We start from the raw sequence: 19,324 nt of genomic DNA on the forward strand, positions 1-19,324 counted from the left end.
TACAAAAGCTTTTTAATTATAAAAAATATAATACTAGTGTTATGAAGATTTTCATGAAAATTTTCAAATATTAATTTTTTAAGGAGTTATTATATGACTTGTAATATTTTAGTTGGTGGAGCATGGGGTGACGAAGGTAAAGGAAAATGTATTACTTATCTTTGTGACAACGATAAACCAGATATTATTGCTCGTGCAGGAGTTGGGCCAAATGCAGGGCATTCTGTTGAATTTAACGGAGAAAAATATGGTTTAAGATTAACTCCATCTGGTTTCGTCCATACTGGTGCTAAACTCATGATTGGAGCGGGAGTTCTAGTAAATCCGGATGTTTTATTTAAAGAATTTGAAGATTTAAAGAAATATAATGTAAAAGAGAGAATGTGTATTGATTCTAGATGTGCTATTATTAATGAAGAGCACATGACTAGGGATAAAGGTTCAGAACATTTAGCTAAAAAAATAGGGAGTACTGGATCTGGTTGTGGACCAGCAAATTCCGACAGAGTATTAAGAACTATTGAATTGGCTCGTGATATTCCAGAACTTGAAGATTACATCACTGATGTTTCATTAGAATGTAATGAAGCTATTGATGAAGGTAAAGATGTATTTATTGAAGGATCTCAAGGTTTTGCATTATCTCTTTATTATGGAAGTTATCCATATGTGACCAGTAAAGACACTACTGCATCTACATTCGCTGCAGATGTAGGTGTTGGACCAACTAAAGTAGATGAAGTCATTAATGTATTCAAATCTTATATTTCTCGTGTCGGTGAAGGACCATTCCCAACTGAAATGACACAAAAGGAAGCTGAAAGTCATGGATGGGAGGAATACGGTGTTGTAACTGGACGTCGTAGAAGGATTGGATATTTTGATATGGATCTTGCAAAAGAATCTTGCAGGATTAATGGTGCAACTCAAATTGCTCTGACTTGTGTTGATAAATTATATCCCGATTGTGCAAGAACTCAAGATTATGATGAGTTATCTGCAGAAACTAAAGCTTTCATTGATGATATCCAGTCTGCAACTGGTGTACCAGTAACTATCATTTCAACTGGGCCGGATTTGAAAGATACAATAGATTTAAGAAAAGAGTTATTATAGCTTCTTTTTTAATATTTTTTTAATAACAACTATTTTTTTTGTTTTTCTAAACTTTTTTATATTTTAATGTTAAATTCTGTACAAGAAAATCAGAATTTCATAAAATGTGATGGCTGTAGAAAAATATTGTTTATAATAGATTAAATGGGAATATTAATTCTAAATATGGACTAAATGTTAAATTTTTTCATAAAAAAGAGTTAATGTAATGGATTCATCCACTGATATGCAATTCTTGGAGATCCATCTGTTACATAAATTCTTCCACATTTTTGAAATCCATTTCTCTCTATTAACTTTTGCATTATTTTATTGTCGTGATGCGTATCTATTCTAATATTTTCGGATTTACTTTTACAATAATCTATTAAAAACTTAAAAATACCTTTTTGTGTTCCATCACTTGCAATTCTGTGTATTGTGATATATTCATCTTCATTAAGCCATCTACCATTCTCAATATGTTTATAAGTTGGTTCAATACCTTTAAAAATTACAAAAACACCATGAATGTCTTCTCCATTACAGACTAGATAGCTATTTTTTTTATCTATATCCTCTTTTACTTTTTCTTCTGAAGGATTATTATGTCCCCATTGGTTTGGATTTCCCGATTCAATCATGAAATCCTGTGCAATTTTATAAATGCTCATGATTTTACTCAAATCATCAAGTGTTGCTTTTCGAATATACATTATTTTTTCCCGATAACTACTAAAATGTATTCATCTTCTTTTTTAAATACTTCCACACTTCTAAATCCAGCATTAAGTAAGTACTTTTCTAATTCTGGAGCAGTATAAATTCTCATTCCTTCAACAGTATTTACCCAAGTTTCATCATTCGGATTATTGCCGTCAGTTTCTTGAGCTATCATGAATTGCCCATTCGGTTTTATTATTCTTGAAACTTCTTTAAAGGTTTCTTCAAGATTCGGCCAGAAATATATGGTTTCAAATGCACTTATAAAGTCATAGCATTCATCTTTAAATGGCATATTGCTCACATCTGCTTGAATAATTCTACATCTTCCATCATCAATAGCTTTCTGATTTCTTTTTATTGATTCGGTTACTGCAATTTCTGAATAATCAAGTCCGTCAACATTATTTTTTGTTATTTTGAGGAATTTTTCAATGTTAACTCCACCACCACATCCGGCATCTAATATTTTATCATTATCTCCAATAATTGCACATTTAAATGCAAATTCAGAGATGTTTTTGTGGTTTTCATTCATATTTTTAATTGTCTGAAGTCCTTCTTCACCATGCGGTTTCATATATTGATCAGTCATTTTATCCATTCCCTATACTTTTTAATATTATTTTTTCCAATTACTACAATGATATAATCATTTTCTTTTTTAAATGTTTCCGCACTTTTAAAACCAGTATTAAGTAAGTATTTTTCTAATTCTGGAGCAGTATAAACATTCTTTTCTTCTACATTTGTCCAATTCGCATCTTCAGGATTATTTCCATCAGTTTCTTGGACAATTATAAATTGTCCATTTGGTTTTATTATTTTTGAAACTTTTTTAAAGGTTTCTTTAAGATCTGGCTAGAAATATATGGTTTCAAACGCTGTAACTATATCATATGTATTGCTGTTCATTGACATATTAGTAACATCTGCTTGAATAATATTGCATCTTTTATTATAAACTGATTTTTGATTTCTTTTTATTGATTCGGTTACTGCAATTTCTGAATAATCCATTCTGTCAACATTATTTTTTGTTATTTTGGGGAATTTATCAATATTAATTCCACCACCACATCCGATATCAAGAATTTTATCATTATCATTGATGTTAATTCATTCAAAAGCAAATTCAGATACTCTTTTGGTGTTTTCATTTATTTCATCTATTATTTCTATGCCTTTTTCACCATGTGCTTTCATATATTGGTAAGTTTTTTCAGCAGACATTTTATCAAAACATTTAATAATTTTTTTAATATATTATTAATTGGTGATTTAATGGATAAAAAGATTATTGCAATTATTGTTGCATTCATAGCTATTGTTGCTATTGGAGGATATTTCCTACTGGGTGGTGGTAGTGATAATGTAACTATAGGGTACTTGCCATCTGACCATGATGCGGCTCTTTTTGTTGCTGATGCACAAGGGCAATATGCTAAAAATGGAATTAACACTAAACTTGTTCAATTTAACAATGGCGGGGATTTGATGACTGCTATGGCTAGTGGGGAAGTTGATGTTGGTTATGTTGGAATCACTCCAGTTTTATCTTCAATTGAAAAAGGAGTTCCTGTAAAAGTTATTTCAGCAGCTCAAACTGAGGGTTCCGGAATTGTTGTTGCTAAAAACTCTGGAATTAATTCTGTATTTGATTTGGAGGGTAAAAAAATAGCTACACCAGGTGAAGCATCTATTCAACACATGTTGCTTCAATATTACTTAAAACAAAATGGTATTGATATTAAAGATGTTAAAGTATCTGCAATGAAAGTTCCTTCAATGAATGATGCTTTAAAAACAAATAATATAGATGGTATGATTACTTTTGAGCCATATGTATCAATTGCTGAGAAAAACGGTGCAAAAGTTTTAGTTGATTCCTCTGAAATACTGCCGAATCATCCATGTTGTGTTGTTGTGGCTTCTGATAAATTCCTTGATGAACATCCTAATGAAACTCAAAAGATTTTAGATATTCACAAAAATGCAACTGATTATATAAATAATAACACTGATGAAGCTGCAGAATTACTTCCTAGTGATATTGTTAGTGATGTGGATGTTGAAAAACAAGCACTTGCAGGATTTCCATTCATTTCTGGTTTAAATGATACTTATAAACAGAATGTAATGGAATTTATGAATTTGGAAGTTGAATTGGGCGTTTTAAAGAAACCACTATCTGAAGATAAAATATTTTGGAACGGTAGTTAATTAATTTTAACTACTAATTTTTTATCAAAATTTAAATATAACAACTGTTAATATTTAATTGGGTAATAACTGGATTTTTTAGGATAACTAATGTAATTTAATAAATATGACAAATACAAAACAATTAATAGATTGTTTTGTTTAAATTTAGGGATGTAAAATGGAATTAATAAATTTAAGTAAAATATCAAGTGAAGAAATTCTTGCAGGTTCCTTTGGTATAGAATGGGAAAGTTTAAGAGTCAAATCTAATGGGGAATTAGCATTAACTCCTCACCCTTCTGTTTTTGGGGATAAATTAAAAAATCCTGTTGTAACAACTGATTTTTCAGAAAGTCAAGTTGAAATAATAACTCCTGCTTTTGATACTGTTGATGAGGCTTTTGACACTTTTTCGGCATTATCTGATGTGGTTAATTCATCTCTTCCAGAGGGTGAGTATTTATGGTTCCAGTCCCTTCCATGTATTTTACCATCTCCAAATCAAATTCCAATTGCACAATATTCACAGGAAGGTGAAGAATCCCAAAAATACCGGGAAAACCTTGCATCAAAGTATGGCGTTAAAAAACAATTGATTTCAGGTGTTCATTTTAACTTTTCATTTGATGATGGATTCATTGAGAAATTACGTAAAATTACAAAATCTGATTTGTCATTTAGACAATTTAGGGATGAAATTTACTTAAAAATAACTAGAAATTATCTTAGATATTGTTGGTTGATAATTTATTTAACTGGTTGTTCTATTGGTGCACATGAGTCATTTTCATCTGAATGTATTAATTTAATGGATATGCAAGATGGATTTGGAGGTTATTACTCTACAAAAGGACCATCATTTAGAAATGCGTCATCCGGATATAAGAATTTAAAAAAGTTATATCCAAGTTATAATAGTATTTCTGAGTTTACTCGTGATGTAACTAATTTTATTGATAATGGTGATTTATCAGAAGCTAAAGAATTATACACACAAATAAGATTAAAACCTAAAAATCCTTCTGATGTCTTAAATTCTCTTAACGAAACTGGAATTGAATATATTGAAATTAGAACTTTGGATATTAATCCATTTTATAAATGTGGGCTTGTAAAACATGATATGAAATTTTTACATTTGTTCTTAATTTATATGTTTGTTAAAAATGAGTCTGATTATCCTGATTGGCAAAGGGAAGCTAATATTAATGAGGAAAGAGTAGCTGAAAGAGCATTTGATGAATCTATGAGACTATTAAAAGATGGCAATGAAGTCACTCTTAAAGAATGGGCATATGATTTAATTAATGAGATGTATGGTATGTGTGATGTTTTTGATATTAATGAGTATAATACATTAAAATTAATGCATGATCGTGTTTTAAATCCAGAACTAACTCCGGGTAAAAAGTTATTGAAACTAATTAAAAGAGACGGTTTCATTAATGCACATATGTTTTCCGCTATTACTCATAAACAAACTAGTAAGAATTTAATTAAAAATGTTGATAAAGAGGAATACGGCAGACTTAAAAAATATTTGAATATAGCTCTTTACAGGAAAAAATCTGATAAGAATAGTTAAGCAGAATTAGATTGATATTAGGAATTAAACAAATAGTTTAGAAATTGCTTTTTAATTGAATTTACAGTTGATTGTTTTTTAATGGATTGCCGTAATCTTTATATGTTATAAGCATTATATTAATAATGAATTTGTTATAACAATTGTTATTTATTGAGGCAATATATTTATAACAATGTTCCTAATATTAAATATTATAATGAATTTAAATTGATTGATGGTGAAAAAATGAATAAAAAAATTACATTTGTTTTAGTGTTTGCACTTGCTGCATGTTTAGCTATGGGTTCAGCTAGTGCTGGTCTTTTCGACTTTTTAGGTGGGGGAGATGACACTGTAAAGATAGGTTACTTACCTTCTGATCACGATGCAGCATTATTTGTTGCTGATGCTAAAGGTATGTATAAAGATAATAACATTACAACAGAACTTGTTCAATTCAACAATGGTGGGGATTTGATGACTGCTATGGCTAGTGGGGAAGTTGATGTTGGTTATGTTGGAATTACTCCAGTTTTGTCTTCAATTGAAAAAAATGTCCCTGTAAAAGTTATTTCTTCTGCTCAAACTGAAGGTTCAGGTATTGTTGTAACTGATGATTCTGGAATAAAATCTCCTGCTGATTTAAAAGGAAAAACTATTGCAACTCCTGGTGAAGCTTCTATTCAACATGCTTTACTTGTTTACTACTTAAATCAAAGCGACTTAACTGTTGATGATTTAAATGTTTCTGCAATGAAAGTTCCTTCTATGAATGATGCTTTAAAAACCGGTCAAATTGATGGTATTGTTACTTTCCAACCTTATGTGTCCATTGCTGCAAATCAAAGTAATGCTCACATATTAGAAAATTCATCTGAAATATTGCCAAACCATCCATGTTGTGTTGTTGTAGCTTCTGATGATTTTATCAAAAACCATGAAGATCAGGCAAAAACTATTGTAAAAATCCATGAAAATGCAACTAAATTCATCAATGATAATGTTAAAGCAGGCAACGCAGATAAAATTGTAAAACTCTTACCTGAAGATATTGTATCTGATGCAAATTTGGAAGCTGATTCTTTAGCTAGTTTCCCATTTATTTCTGGTATTGATAATGATTTCAAAGCAGATGTGGATGAATTCCAAGCACTGGAAGTAAGTATTGGTCTTTTAAATAATACCATTCCTCAGGATAAAATATACTGGGAAGCATAGTTAATTAACTATGCTTTTATTTTTTTAAAATTAGTATTTTTCGTATTCAGATTTTAAATCGGAAATTGCCTTTTTAGTTTTTTCATCTGAAACTTTATTTATAACTCTCTGATTTTCAATTAGTTTGTCCATATATTCTTTTCTTTTTTCTTCATCTACTATTTTGTATCTTGAAAAGTTAACTAATGATTCAATTAATGCAGACATTCCTCTATTGAATGCTGCTGCTCTTTCATCATTTACAACTAATTTTCTGATTTTTCCATATATAAAATAGATATTGCTATCTCCTTTAATTGGAAAATTTTCAGGTGTTTTAATTTCAACATTTTCAACATCAACAATAATGTAAGCTGGAGTGTTTTTAATGATGGCTATTGATTCATCATCAGTATAATATTCATCGCCTAAACAATCTAATGTAGCATATGTGAAAACTAGTGGATTTTGTGTTATGTTAACTACATATTCATTAGTATCTAGGATATTTTTTAAAGTTTTTGATCCTTCAAAGATGTGGCATTTTACTTTATCATCACCCAAATATTCAAATGCAAATGCACCTGCATTTTTCACACCTTCTTTGTTAACAGTTGTGGTAATGCATTCATATTGCAAGCCTGATTTAATTCCGATTTCGGATAAATCAAATTTCATTTGAATGCACCTCTTTTTTCAAAGTATTCATTACCCACTTTAATTAATTTCACAAAAAGGTCTGATAAACTATTCAATGCAACTTTAAGGTTTTCATCATCTATTTTTCCTATAGTTTCATCAATACTTTTGGTATATTCTGGAAACATCACCATTCCATTTTCAAAAAATGGGTCATATTCATTAATATTAATTTCTTCTTTTGATAATTCGTTCAATATATCTTCATATATCTGGTTTAAATCATTAAAACAATCATTTATATCAGAAATTATATCAGTTACTATTTTTTTATCTTCAATTTTTTGAAAAATGGAATTTAATCGAATAATTGAAATTGTATATAATTCTAAATCAATTTCACCATCCATAAAATCACCTAATGGTTATTATGAATTTAATATTTATTAAAGTTTTAAAAAGAAAAAGAGGTAATTTCTCATGTGAGAAATTATAATTTAATTTTAATATCAAGTGCACTTGAACCTTCTTCATAAACGAAGATCGGGTTAATATCTAACTCGGATATTTCTGGGAAGTCTAAAGTTAATCTAGCTACTCTTTTAATTGCTTCCTTAACTTCTTCAACATCACAAGCTGCTTCTCCTCTGTATCCTGCAAGCAATTGAGATACTTTGGTGGTGTTGATTTGTTCATCAATTTCTTGTGAACTCATACCTTTTGCGAGGTTGAATGAAACATCTTCAATAAGGTTAACATAGATTCCACCCATACCAAATGCAATCATCGGTCCAAATTGTTCATCACGGATCATACCAACAATAACTTCTTCACCAGAATCCATCATTTTTTGTACTTCTACGCCGTCAGGGATAATGTCTGGGTGTGCTGCTTTTGCATTTGCGATAATCTCATCATAAGTTGATTTGGCTTCTTCAGCACTGCTGATTCCTACTTTTACACCACCAATATCTGATTTATGTAATATTTTATCGGATGCAATTTTAAGTACAACTGGGAATTCCATTTCTTCTGCAAGGGAAGCCGCTTCTTCAGCATTTGTAGATAGTTTTATTGGTGCTGCTGAAATTCCATATGCTTCAGCAACTGCATATGCTTCACTACCAAGCAAAGTGTCTCTTCCATCTGCTTTAACTTTTTCAAAAATGGCTTTTACAGCATCTTTGTCAACATCATCTATGTTTTCAACAACATCATCATATGATTTATCTTCGAGTTTTGCATAATCTGTCATTGCTTTGAGTGCTGTTACTGCAGTTTCAGGGAATACATATGTTGGAACACCATTTTCTCTTAAAGCATCGTTTGCTTTTTCGAATGATGGACCGCCCATGTTCACTACAATAATTGGTTTATCAAATTCTTTTCTTTCTTCTAAGATTGCATTTGCAATTCCATCTGGGTCTGCAGATGCTGTAGGACAAACCATAACAATCAAACTGTCAACTTCATCCTGACTCAATACAATCTCCAAGGATTCTTTGTATCTGCTTACTGGCGCATCTCCTAATACATCAATAGGATTTTTAGCACTACCTTCTTCTGTAACACATTTTTTTAATCTTTCAGTTGTTTCTTCATCAAACTGAACGAGTTTTAGTCCTGCTTTTTCCATTGCATCTACAGTAACTACTCCTCCTCCACCAGCATTTGTAATGATAGCTACATGGTCTCCTCTTGGGAGTGGTGCTTTTGAGAATGCTAAACCTAAATCGAATAATTCCGCCATAGTGTCCACACGGATAATTCCGGATTGGCGGAATGCAGTATCAAATGCAAGGTCACTGCCTGCAAGTGCTCCTGTGTGGGAAGATGCAGCTGCTGCTCCTGCTGAACTTGAACCGGATTTAAGTATGATAATTGGTTTTTTACGTGCAGTTTCTCTCATTGTTCTAACGAAGTCTTCATTCTCAGAAATAGATTCTAAGTAACAAATGATAACTTTAGTTTCATCATCATCTGCTAAGTATTGTAATAGTTCAATTTCATTTACTCCAGCTTTGTTACCTAGACTGATAACTTTACTGAATCCAATTCCGGAGGTTACACTCCAGTCAATGATAGCTACCATCATAGCTCCACTTTGTGAGATGAATGCCATATTTCCAGTTGGTGGCATCATTTGTGAAAATGATCCGTTCATTGGAGTGTGGGAATCAGTAATTCCTAAACTGTTTGGTCCGATTATGTTTATTCCATATTCTTTGCCAATTGCTGTTAATTCTGCTTCTAATTTAGCACCTTCATCGCCTACTTCTTTAAAACCAGCAGTAATAACTACCATATGTTCCACACCAGCTTCACCACATTCTTTAACTACTGCATTTACAAATACTGATGGGATAGTAATTATTGCAAGGTCTACTTTTCCAGGAACGTCTTCTATATTCGCATATGCTTTTTTACCTAAAATCTCTCCACCTTTCGGGTTGATTGGATATATTTCACCTTTAAAGCCGTCATTAATAAGATTATCAACAATAATATATCCAACTTTGCCTGGAGTATTTGAAGCTCCAATAACTGCCACAGATTCAGGTTTAAACATTTTATTGAGATCTACCATAAGTTTTTCTCCTTATTGATTTTTATTTAATAATAATTTATAATGATAAATAATTAAAAATTATATTAAATTTATTATAGTTTTTGTCATATTAATATTTAAATATATGCTTAATTTTCATTTATTTTTGTATATAATGGTCTTAACAATTCTTTAACAAATTTTTACAATGTGTAAAAATCTTTAAATAACTCTTTGATTTTGTTTCATTTTTACTTATTAAACTTTATAATATAAGATTATCATAAATATATATGATTATTAAACAATTGATATTTTGAAATAGTTAATTATTTTAATAAATATCAAAATTAGGAGATATTATGAGCTTAATTATTGCTTACATAGGTAAAAAAGGATGTGTAATGGCTGCTGATAAAAGAAGAATAGGATATTTTGGTGATAAAAAGAATTTAGATTTATTAGAAGAAGAATTGTATGAAGGATCTATTGGAAATGATGAAGAATTTTTAGCTAGGGCATCAGAACTTGGAATTTCAATTAAAATTACTGATGATGCAAATAAGTTAAAAACAGTTGGAAATTGTATTCGTGGTGAAGTAAGTACAAAAGGAACACTGGAAACTAAAAGAAGAAGGATTTATGGTACAACTAATGGTTATCAAATCATTGAATTATTGGGTTCGGATACAAAATCACGTAATGCAGGTGAAAACGGAATTGTTATTTTTGGTAATAATTTCGCAAAACAACTTGCTCACAATTTAATTTCAAAAAAATTAAAAGGTTCTAAAAGTTTAAGGTATATGGGAGAAGTATTTGAAGACATTTTAAAAGAAGTTTCTTCTAAAACTCCCACTGTTGGAAAAAACATTGATGTTTTAATGCAACAACCGGATTTCAATAAAACAGAAGCACAAAAACATTTAAACTTGACAATTGATCACGATATTAAAGTATTGACTAAATTCAGACAAGAATTAACAGAACAGATTGTCCAACAGTCTATTGAAATTGAAATGGCAAATAAAATTATCAATAAAGGTAGTGTAGGTCATGTTGTAAATGTTGATGGAAACATGTTATTCATCCAATTAAATGATAAAACACAAGCAATGGATGGTAACTGGAAGCAATTAGCAGCACCGGGTCAGAATGTGTTAATGTTTAGTGAAAGCAGTAATGTGGAAATTGGGGATGAAGTTGTTATTGAAAATGAAGAGTTATGTCTAAAAAAAGATAAATCTTCTCTTAAATGTGATATAATTTTATGTTCTTTATAAGGCGATTCAAATGAAAATTACATTTTTAGGAAGTGGTGGGGGAAGATTCTCCTCTATTTCTCAGCGAAGAATGACTGGCGGTTTTAGAATTGATAATCTTGGCGGTAAGAATTATCATATAGATCCTGGTCCGGGGGCACTTGTCAGAACATATCAATTTGGGTTTGATCCTCGCAATCTAAGTGGAATTTTTGTTTCCCATGCACATACTGATCATTATAATGATGCTGAAATTTTAATTGAAGCAATGACCAAGGGTATGACTAAAAATAATGGGACTATTCTTGGAAGTGTTAGTGTTTTAGATGGTTATAAAAAATGGGGTCCATGTATTTCAAAATACCATCAGTCAAAATCAAGAACTGTCATATTGGAACCGGGTGAGACTAACGAATTTGATTCAATTAAAGTAAAAGGTACTAAAACTCAGCATGGTGATCCTGTAGGTTCCGGATTTCAAATAGATTATAATGGATTTAAAATATCTTATACTTCCGATACCGGCTATTTTGATGGATTAGCAAAAGATCACGAGGGTGCAGACATTTTAATAGCTAGTGTATTAAGGCCTGGAGAAAAATCAATACCTGGACATATGTGTTCACGTAATTTCATTGATTTAATCGAAGAAGTAAAACCGAAAGTTGCTGTAATGACTCATTTGGGTCTTAAAATGATATCCAATAATCCTGTTGTTGAGGCCAAAAAAATTTCCAAAAAAACGGGTGTTAAAACAATAGCTGCATTTGATGGGTTATCATTTAATATAAACTATAATAATCCAAGAAAATTTAGGTTAATTTCACTTAAAGATGTTGAATCTTCAATGCATAGCACTAGTCATTCATTATTTAATAGTGGTAGGAGAAACTCATATCAAACTTCTTTTAGAAATAAAGAGTTTGATGAGTTGTCCATAGTAAAAAGAAACTAAATACTTTTATCCAAATTAGTAGGATGGATGAATCCTGAGCGAATCATATGGTCTGCAAGAACAATCGCAGTACTTGATTCGGCCACTACTGTTACTCTAGGACAGATACATGGGTCATGACGTCCTTTAATTTCTATTTTTTCATTTTCCATTTTTTCTAAATTAATTGAATTTTGGCATTTGGAAATGGAGGGTGTAGGTTTAACTGCAATTCTTGAGGTGATTGGCATTCCATTACTCATTCCCCCAATAATTCCACCCGAATTGTTTGTCTTTGTTGTTATTTTATTATTTGTAATTTGATATTCGTCATTTATCTCAGATCCAGTATGAGTTGCTACATCAAATCCAAGGCCGATTTCAACTCCTTTCACTGATCCAATGTTCATCAATATTCTTGCAAGATCACCATCTAATCTTTCAAAGACAGGTTCTCCTAACCCCTGTGGAACTCCAATTGCTATTGTTTCTACAATCCCTCCAACAGAATCACCTTCTTGTTTTTTAGATAAAATAAATTCTTCCATTTCTTTGGAAGCTTTTAAATCTCCACACCTAATTGGATTTTTTTCAATATTTTTTTTGATTGTGCTGTAATCTTGAGGTTTTGCTTTAATATCTCCAATTTGGACGACATGGGATATAATTTCAATTTTTTGTGTTTTTAAGAGTTTTTTAGCTATTGCTCCACCAATAACATGTCCAATAGTAACTCTTCCACTACCTCTACCTCCTCCATTGTAATCATAGTTTCCGTATTTCACCATCCAACTGTAATCACCGTGTGATGGTCGTGGAGTATTTTTAAACATTGAATAATCTTTTGAATGTTGATTTTTATTAAAGATAATGCCTGTAATTGGTGTGCCATCTGTTTTTCCTTCAAATATTCCAGAAAGAATTTGAACTTCATCATTTTCTTTTCTAGGGGTGGTCACACTGCTTGTTCCGGGTTTCCGTTTATTGAGTTCTTTTTGTATGTCTTCTGTTGTTAATTTAAGATTTGCAGGACATCCGTCAACAATTGCTCCAACACCAAAGCCATGACTTGATCCGAAACTGGTTATTTTAAATTTTTCTCCGATTGAATTTGACATTTTTGGCCTCTTTTTAATAGCTATTCATATTATTTTTAAATTATCCTATATTAAGTTACACATCTAATTTAGATAGTAACTGTTTTCATTTTTATCAGATTAACTTAGTTTGGATAGTTTTCTTAATCTAATTAATATTAAGATTCCGGTAAAAATTTTAATTTTATGATTGTGTCACCCATCCCTTTATGAAATTTAATAAATATGCGGCAAGTAATATATTACATTTTTAATTAGTAATACTTTCATTTTTATTAAAAAATAGCTGATTTTAGTCAGTTTAAGATAAAAACAATACTTTTTGTTTGATTTAATATAGTACTACTTTTATAAAATTGTTGAACATAGCATTAGAAAAATATGATTATTTTTGTAATTTTTCACAATATTGTTTTTTGTATTACATTTTTTAAAAAAATTATGAAAAAAGTAATAAGATAGTTTTATATTATTATTACTATTAAAAAGAAACATGACTTGTTTAATTAACTTGTCTATTTTTTATAATTTATTATTGGAGGAACAAACAAATGAAACGGCATGGACTTTTTATTTTAATATTGTTAATTGTAGTATTGGCTATAATGAATAGTGCATCTGCTGAAAATTCGTCAGCTGATTTGATTTCAGATACTCAATATGAGAATAGTGTTGATATTGATGTTGCTGATGATAATTTAAAGTCTTATCAAAGTGTATCTTCTGATTTGGAAGATAATAATGAGGTATATAATCTTAAATTAAATGATAATTCTCAAGTGGATAATACATTTTTAAAAGATAATGCTTCTGTATCTGATTCAAAGATATATAAATTAGGTTATGATGTTACACATGTTGCAGATAAATTGCTTAATTTCTCATCTGCTGATGACATATTGGTAATTACAACTGCAGGTATGGCTTGGATTGATAATAAAACTACTGAAAGTGCATTAGGCGGGATAGTCGATGCTTCAAATAATTATGTAAGTTATGGAAAAGGCAATATATTGACATTATCTTCCACAAGGAACGATCCTACTAATATTGCATTTTTTATTAAAAAAGACAATTCATTAACCATGGCATTTTATAAAAATGGATCTTTAACTCCAATTTTCCATGGAAATGCAGGTCCAACATTAAGTGCTGGTGAATGGAAAAAACTACAAAAAGCATTAGGTGATGAAGATGCCTATTCATACATTAGTATAGCTAATGCATGGTCAGCCGGAATGCCTAATGATGTGTTAACTCAAGCTACTTATCATGGACATGTTTGCACTGGTCTTATAAGTGGTCAGGCTATGATTCAAACATTATTAACTTATTATCCACCAAAAGATGAATTTGGATTGCCCTTAGAGCATACAGCATATTATGTACTTGGAGTTCCGGGCGGATCTGAGGATGATGCATTTACATGGTCATTAGACATTACTCCAGGAAAAAGGGCGTACATAGGTATTGATACCATGGTAAATAAAGCCATGACTGGATTTATCCGATGGAATACAACTTCAAATACTGGAATTATTATTATAATGAGTTATAATGAAACTGCAATAAAAGAAAGCTTTAAAAAAGTTTCTGGTTTAAATCCTGATGCAAGTGCAACTAATGACTTGAAATACCAAAATTGGCTTATTAGTACCTTACATACAAACCCAACATCACTTGTCACAATACTTTATGAATTTAAAGGATTAACTAAAGATAATCTTGAATATTTGATGGGATTGGAAATTGGTAAGGGTAATGTGGTTAAAAGTGCTCATGGTTTGGATATGAATTATATTCTTGGATTAAACTTAACTAAAGCAAATCGTGAAGCTAATGTTAATATTGCTGAAATAAAATTAAGCGATGCTAAATTAAAACAGATAGGTATTGATGCTTGTAACAATGCAATTGAATATTTTAGTTCACAAGGAATTACCATTAGCAAAGATTTAAATAATTTATATGTTTTAACTTCTGCGGGATATGTTAGAATTAATGGTACTCCTACTTCAATGGTATTTGATGGTATTTACGAAGTATTAGGTTCAGCACTATACAAAAAAACATTATTCCCAGTTCATACGCCTATATGGAAAGATTTAGTGTTTGATTTTTATTGGGTAGATCCAAATAATGTTACAAATGATTCTTCATTTAGTTTGAAGTATGATGTTGCTAAAGATGAATTAATTGTTATAGGCAACACCACTAGAAATGCAAATTACATTCTTCAAAATGCTATAAAATATGACCCTCCATATGATGTATTAATTGGATGGTTATTCCACAATCACGTATGTGGTGGAAGTGCACCAGGTTATTTAATTGCTGATTATATATATGAAAACTTCCCCACTAATGAAAATGAATCATATATCTACTTAACAACTAATGCGAATTGTAAGGATGATGTGATTTCAAGAGTTTTAGGTGTATCACCAGGTATGGGGACATATTATAATTTAAGATATGATAATAATAAAACAAACTCAACAAATGTAGGTATTGCAATTAAATGGAATAGCAAAACCAAAACTGGAGAATTAATTATTATTAATCTTGATAATTGGGGTTCAGGAGCAATATTCAAAAAAGGATCCAATATGTATGAGGAATATATTAAACTATATAAAAAAGATTATTCCTCTCCAAATTTAATTTCAAGACCGCAAATTTCAATAACAGCAAGAAAAGAAATTAATGAAGAAATGCTGAACAAAATTATTGGAGGAGCAACGGATACTAAAGAAGGAAATTCTATTGCATATATTATGAATCTTCCAGACAAACTTCCAATTAATAATGGAGAAAACAACAACAAAAAAGACAATAAAAAAACAAAAATAACTGGAAACAAAAAGAAAACGGATGGAAAGCATATAAATAATAGCAGTTCATCTTCAAATTCTATTGATTCTAATAGTCCTACAACTGGAACTTATGGAAAATCCAATGCAGGTTTATCCGTCGGAATTTCAAAAAATATTATAAATGCAAATAGTAATTCTGAAAGTTCAGATGAAAGTTCTGGTGATGGAAAAACTTATGAAATAAGTAAAAAAAGTCCTAATAAAAAAATTAATTCAAACAATGCCATTTTTGCAATTTTAGCAGTTCTTGTTTTAGGCGGTATTGTTGGATATGGTTACATTAGAAAAAATAGAGGTAAATAAATGCATAGTATTTTCACATTTTGTGAAAATACAATTTTTTTTATTAAAGGAGACATGGTATTATTAATAAACAATTAAAACAGATTTTGATTATAGTAATAGTGATTTCAACGGTTTTATCGGTATCTTATGCTCATCCGGGACATGGTCACTATGTAGATGAGATTACATCTGAAGATGTTGGCCATAGTAACCACCCTTCAAGTGATTCACATGATAGTTCCGGTAAAGAATTATCATCAAAAAGTTCATCAAATAGCAGAATTGCTTCTTCTCATAGTAATTCGAAATCAAATAAGGTTTCAAGTTCGGATACCTCCAATTCAGATTTATCAAATAAACACACTTCATCACAAAGCATTAAAAGTTCAAAAGGTGATGTGGAACCTATAAATTCTCAAAATGAGGAAATGCCAAATAATACTCAAGTTAAAAATACAAGCAATATTACTAATCATACAATAACTGAAGAAGCGGAAAATACAAACTTGCTGACTCAGTCAAACATATTATTATTCATTTTAGTGGCTATTGTTGGGTTTTGTATAGTTGTTCTATTTGATAAATTTAAAAATCGATGATTAGAGTCACAATTTTATGTAAAGTTTTTAGATATCTGAATATTTTTAGTTTTTCGGATAATTGTTGTATGGCTGTATTTGGGTGGAATTTTTGTGATATGGAGGCATATCCTAAAAATACACTTTAATTCACTGTTTTTGTCAACTGATTTTTGCCCACATTTCTGTATTTTTTCATGTTGTGTCATTGTTTGGGTAATGAAAAAATCCTAAAACGAAAAAAGAGATATAAAGAAATACTGTCAAAAAAATGCAAATTGAACATCCAAGACAGCTTTCAAATAAATCAAAAAAATCTTAGCTTGTCAGCATTGGATTTTTTCCATAAATTTAATTAACTATCCAAATCAAATTTTAATTATTATTAAAAATAGTTTAAATATTTACGTGATTATTATGGAATTTCCAACTACAAGATTGAGAAGACTTAGAAAAAATGCTAAAATTAGAGATATTGTTCGTGAAACTAAACTTCTAAAAGAAGATTTAATTTATCCAATTTATTTTAAAGAAGACCTTCAGGGATTGGAAAAAGAAGAAATTTCATCACTTCCTGGTGAATTCAGATACTCTTTAGATAGTGGTGTTGAATTTGCAAAAGAACTTGAGTCAAAAGGATTAAAATCAATTATTGTATTTGGAATACCGAAAGAAGAAACTAAAGATGAAATTGCTTCTCCAGATTATTCAGCAACAGGTATTGTTCAAAAAGCGATTAGAAGACTTAAAAACGAAACAAATCTTGTTATAATTAGTGATGTGTGTTTATGCCAATATACATCTCATGGTCATTGTGGATTGATTAAAGAAAATGAGGACACTGATGATGGAATTGAAATTTTAAACGATGAATCATTACCTTACATTGCAAAAGTGGCATTGTCTCATGCTGAGGCAGGTGCAGATATTGTTGCACCATCTGACATGATGGATGGGAGAATAAAATCTATTCGTGAAACTTTAGATGAAAATGGATATTATAATGTAATGATAATGGCTTATTCTGCAAAATATGCATCAGCTTTTTATGAACCATTTAGAGTTGCAGCTTGCTCATCCCCACATTTGGGAGATAGGAAATCTTATCAAATGGATCCGGGCAATGCAGTTGAAGCAATTCGTGAATGTGAGCTTGATGTAGTTGAAGGTTGTGACTTTTTAATGGTAAAACCGGCACTCCCATACTTGGATGTAGTTCGGATGGTTCGTGATGAGTTCATGTTACCTTTAGTTGCATATAATGTAAGCGGAGAATATGCAATGATTATGGCAGCTATTGAGAAAGGATTTTTAACAGAAAGAGCGATTACCGAATCGTTGCTCTCAATTAAAAGAGCTGGTGCAGATTTGATAATCACTAACTTCGCACCTTATTTGCTTTTAAATGATGTGATAGAATGAATGCATCTGAAATCGCAAAAATTGCTCAGATTGCATCAGCACTTGAAGTAAGCGGATATCCAAAACCTGGAAATGTTCACAGAATTCGTGATTATGATGATATGGAGTTTGAGGACTTTGTAATCAGTGGAATTGTAATTGGAGACACTATTCGTGAAGCATGTGATGATGTTGATGTTAAAAATCCTAAGTTGGGTAAATACATCTTACAAGCAGTATCTGAAACTGATAAATGGATTAAAAATAACACAAATCTTGGTATTGTCATGATGATTATTCCAATTGCAGTTGCGGCAGCTATTAGTAATTCATTTGATGAAATTCGTGATAATATAAAAGTATTAATGAAAAATACTTCAGTTGATGATGCATGTGATCTTTATGATGCAATTAATATTGCAGATGCAGGGGGGATGGGTGACCAAGATGAATATGATGTGGCTAGTGATAATGCTAAAAAGGGACTTAAAGAAAATAAACAGACAATGTATGATGTTTTAAAAATCTCAGCTCCCTGGGACATGTTAGCTCGTGAAATGACATCGGATATGCCCGCTGTTTTTGAAATTGGTTATCCTACTTATCATGAATTGTCTAAAAAGAAATCTAAAAATGAAACTTGCATTTTAACATTCTTAACATTGCTCTCTCAAGTTCCTGATACTTTAATCTCAAGAAAATATGGTTCTGATGAAGCTTTAAAGATTTCTATGATGACTAGGGATTTGCTTAATCTTAAAAATGAATCTGATTTTAAAGATAAGCTTAAAGAATTCGATGATTTCTTATTTAAAAATAAATATAATCCGGGAACAACTGCCGATTTAACTGCAGCCTCTATTTTTGTAAGCTATTTGAAAGATAATTTTATGATTTAGGGAATTTATTCCCTTTAT

17 protein-coding genes are annotated in these 19,324 nt (G+C 30.5%); 10 read left to right on the plus strand and 7 right to left on the minus strand.

Translation table 11 applies throughout. The features are described from left to right. The first annotated feature begins 93 nt into the window (after nt 1-93). Nucleotides 94-1,116 (plus strand): adenylosuccinate synthetase, encoded by a 1,023-nt coding sequence (locus EDC42_RS05090; RefSeq protein WP_069573889.1) that lies wholly within the window; start codon nt 94-96, stop codon nt 1,114-1,116. 200 nt (nt 1,117-1,316) lie between these two features. Here the strand turns inward: EDC42_RS05090 and EDC42_RS05095 are convergent, their stop codons facing one another. The 3 genes from EDC42_RS05095 to EDC42_RS05105 form a co-directional block, all read right to left on the minus strand. Further along, nucleotides 1,317-1,811: an N-acetyltransferase gene (locus EDC42_RS05095; RefSeq protein WP_198923024.1), complete on the minus strand. Its 495-nt coding sequence runs from the start codon at nt 1,809-1,811 to the stop codon at nt 1,317-1,319. Then, nucleotides 1,811-2,413: a class I SAM-dependent methyltransferase gene (locus EDC42_RS05100; protein ID WP_069573885.1), complete on the minus strand. Its 603-nt coding sequence runs from the start codon at nt 2,411-2,413 to the stop codon at nt 1,811-1,813. The genes EDC42_RS05095 and EDC42_RS05100 overlap by 1 nt, the downstream gene beginning before the upstream one ends. Before the next feature lie 266 nt (nt 2,414-2,679). Then, entirely contained in the window at nt 2,680-2,937 is a 258-nt protein-coding gene (locus EDC42_RS05105) for a methyltransferase domain-containing protein (protein ID WP_083234827.1), read from the minus strand. Nucleotides 2,938-3,102: 165 nt separating this feature from the next. Between EDC42_RS05105 and EDC42_RS05110 the strand changes: the two genes are divergently transcribed. From EDC42_RS05110 to EDC42_RS05120, 3 genes are all read left to right on the plus strand, one after another. After that, a complete protein-coding gene (locus EDC42_RS05110) occupies nt 3,103-4,041 on the plus strand; it encodes an ABC transporter substrate-binding protein (RefSeq protein ID WP_069573883.1) in 939 nt (312 codons plus the stop codon). A 160-nt stretch (nt 4,042-4,201) separates the two neighbouring features. Continuing rightward, nucleotides 4,202-5,608 (plus strand): glutamate--cysteine ligase, encoded by a 1,407-nt coding sequence (locus EDC42_RS05115; RefSeq protein WP_069573879.1) that lies wholly within the window; start codon nt 4,202-4,204, stop codon nt 5,606-5,608. 228 nt (nt 5,609-5,836) lie between these two features. Continuing rightward, nucleotides 5,837-6,808 carry an ABC transporter substrate-binding protein gene (locus EDC42_RS05120; RefSeq protein WP_069573897.1) on the plus strand — a complete coding sequence of 324 codons (972 nt, stop codon included), beginning with the start codon at nt 5,837-5,839 and terminating at the stop codon, nt 6,806-6,808. A gap of 30 nt (nt 6,809-6,838) precedes the next feature. Here EDC42_RS05120 and EDC42_RS05125 read toward each other — a convergent pair whose 3' ends face one another. The 3 genes from EDC42_RS05125 to acs form a co-directional block, all read right to left on the minus strand. Further along, the gene (locus EDC42_RS05125) at nt 6,839-7,465 is read right to left on the minus strand and encodes a DUF447 domain-containing protein (protein WP_069573876.1); all 627 of its coding nucleotides are present in this window, start codon (nt 7,463-7,465) and stop codon (nt 6,839-6,841) included. Then, nucleotides 7,462-7,836 (minus strand): hypothetical protein, encoded by a 375-nt coding sequence (locus EDC42_RS05130; RefSeq protein WP_069573871.1) that lies wholly within the window; start codon nt 7,834-7,836, stop codon nt 7,462-7,464. The genes EDC42_RS05125 and EDC42_RS05130 overlap by 4 nt, the downstream gene beginning before the upstream one ends. An 80-nt stretch (nt 7,837-7,916) precedes the next feature. Beyond that, on the minus strand, nt 7,917-10,013 hold the full coding sequence (gene acs / locus EDC42_RS05135; protein WP_069573867.1) for an acetate--CoA ligase alpha subunit: 2,097 nt from the start codon (nt 10,011-10,013) through the stop codon (nt 7,917-7,919). Nucleotides 10,014-10,336: 323 nt separating this feature from the next. Between acs and EDC42_RS05140 the strand changes: the two genes are divergently transcribed. Both EDC42_RS05140 and EDC42_RS05145 read left to right on the plus strand, forming a co-directional pair. Further along, nucleotides 10,337-11,257, plus strand: a complete 921-nt coding sequence (locus tag EDC42_RS05140) for an MJ0548 connectase family domain-containing protein (RefSeq protein WP_069573863.1) — start codon at nt 10,337-10,339, stop codon at nt 11,255-11,257. Nucleotides 11,258-11,267: 10 nt separating this feature from the next. After that, nucleotides 11,268-12,191, plus strand: a complete 924-nt coding sequence (locus EDC42_RS05145; RefSeq protein WP_069573858.1) for an MBL fold metallo-hydrolase — start codon at nt 11,268-11,270, stop codon at nt 12,189-12,191. Here the strand turns inward: EDC42_RS05145 and aroC are convergent. Beyond that, on the minus strand, nt 12,188-13,288 hold the full coding sequence (gene aroC, locus EDC42_RS05150) for a chorismate synthase (protein ID WP_069573853.1): 1,101 nt from the start codon (nt 13,286-13,288) through the stop codon (nt 12,188-12,190). The genes EDC42_RS05145 and aroC overlap by 4 nt on opposite strands. Nucleotides 13,289-13,818: 530 nt before the next feature. Between aroC and EDC42_RS05155 the strand changes: the two genes are divergently transcribed. The 4 genes from EDC42_RS05155 (at nt 13,819) to EDC42_RS05170 (ending at nt 19,306) form a co-directional block, all read left to right on the plus strand. Beyond that, entirely contained in the window at nt 13,819-16,446 is a 2,628-nt protein-coding gene (locus tag EDC42_RS05155) for an FmdE family protein (protein WP_069573849.1), read from the plus strand. 86 nt (nt 16,447-16,532) lie between these two features. Next, nucleotides 16,533-17,027 carry a hypothetical protein gene (locus tag EDC42_RS05160; protein WP_069573842.1) on the plus strand — a complete coding sequence of 165 codons (495 nt, stop codon included), beginning with the start codon at nt 16,533-16,535 and terminating at the stop codon, nt 17,025-17,027. Between the two features lie 396 nt (nt 17,028-17,423). Beyond that, entirely contained in the window at nt 17,424-18,428 is a 1,005-nt protein-coding gene (gene hemB / locus EDC42_RS05165) for a porphobilinogen synthase (RefSeq protein ID WP_069573837.1), read from the plus strand. Then, nucleotides 18,425-19,306, plus strand: coding sequence for a triphosphoribosyl-dephospho-CoA synthase (locus tag EDC42_RS05170; protein WP_069573832.1), 882 nt, complete (start codon nt 18,425-18,427; stop codon nt 19,304-19,306). The genes hemB and EDC42_RS05170 overlap by 4 nt, the downstream gene beginning before the upstream one ends. Nucleotides 19,307-19,324: the final 18 nt, after the last annotated feature.

The sequence above is a fragment of the Methanobrevibacter gottschalkii DSM 11977 genome (assembly GCF_003814835.1).
GTDB classification, from domain to species: Archaea; Methanobacteriota; Methanobacteria; order Methanobacteriales; family Methanobacteriaceae; genus Methanocatella; species Methanocatella gottschalkii.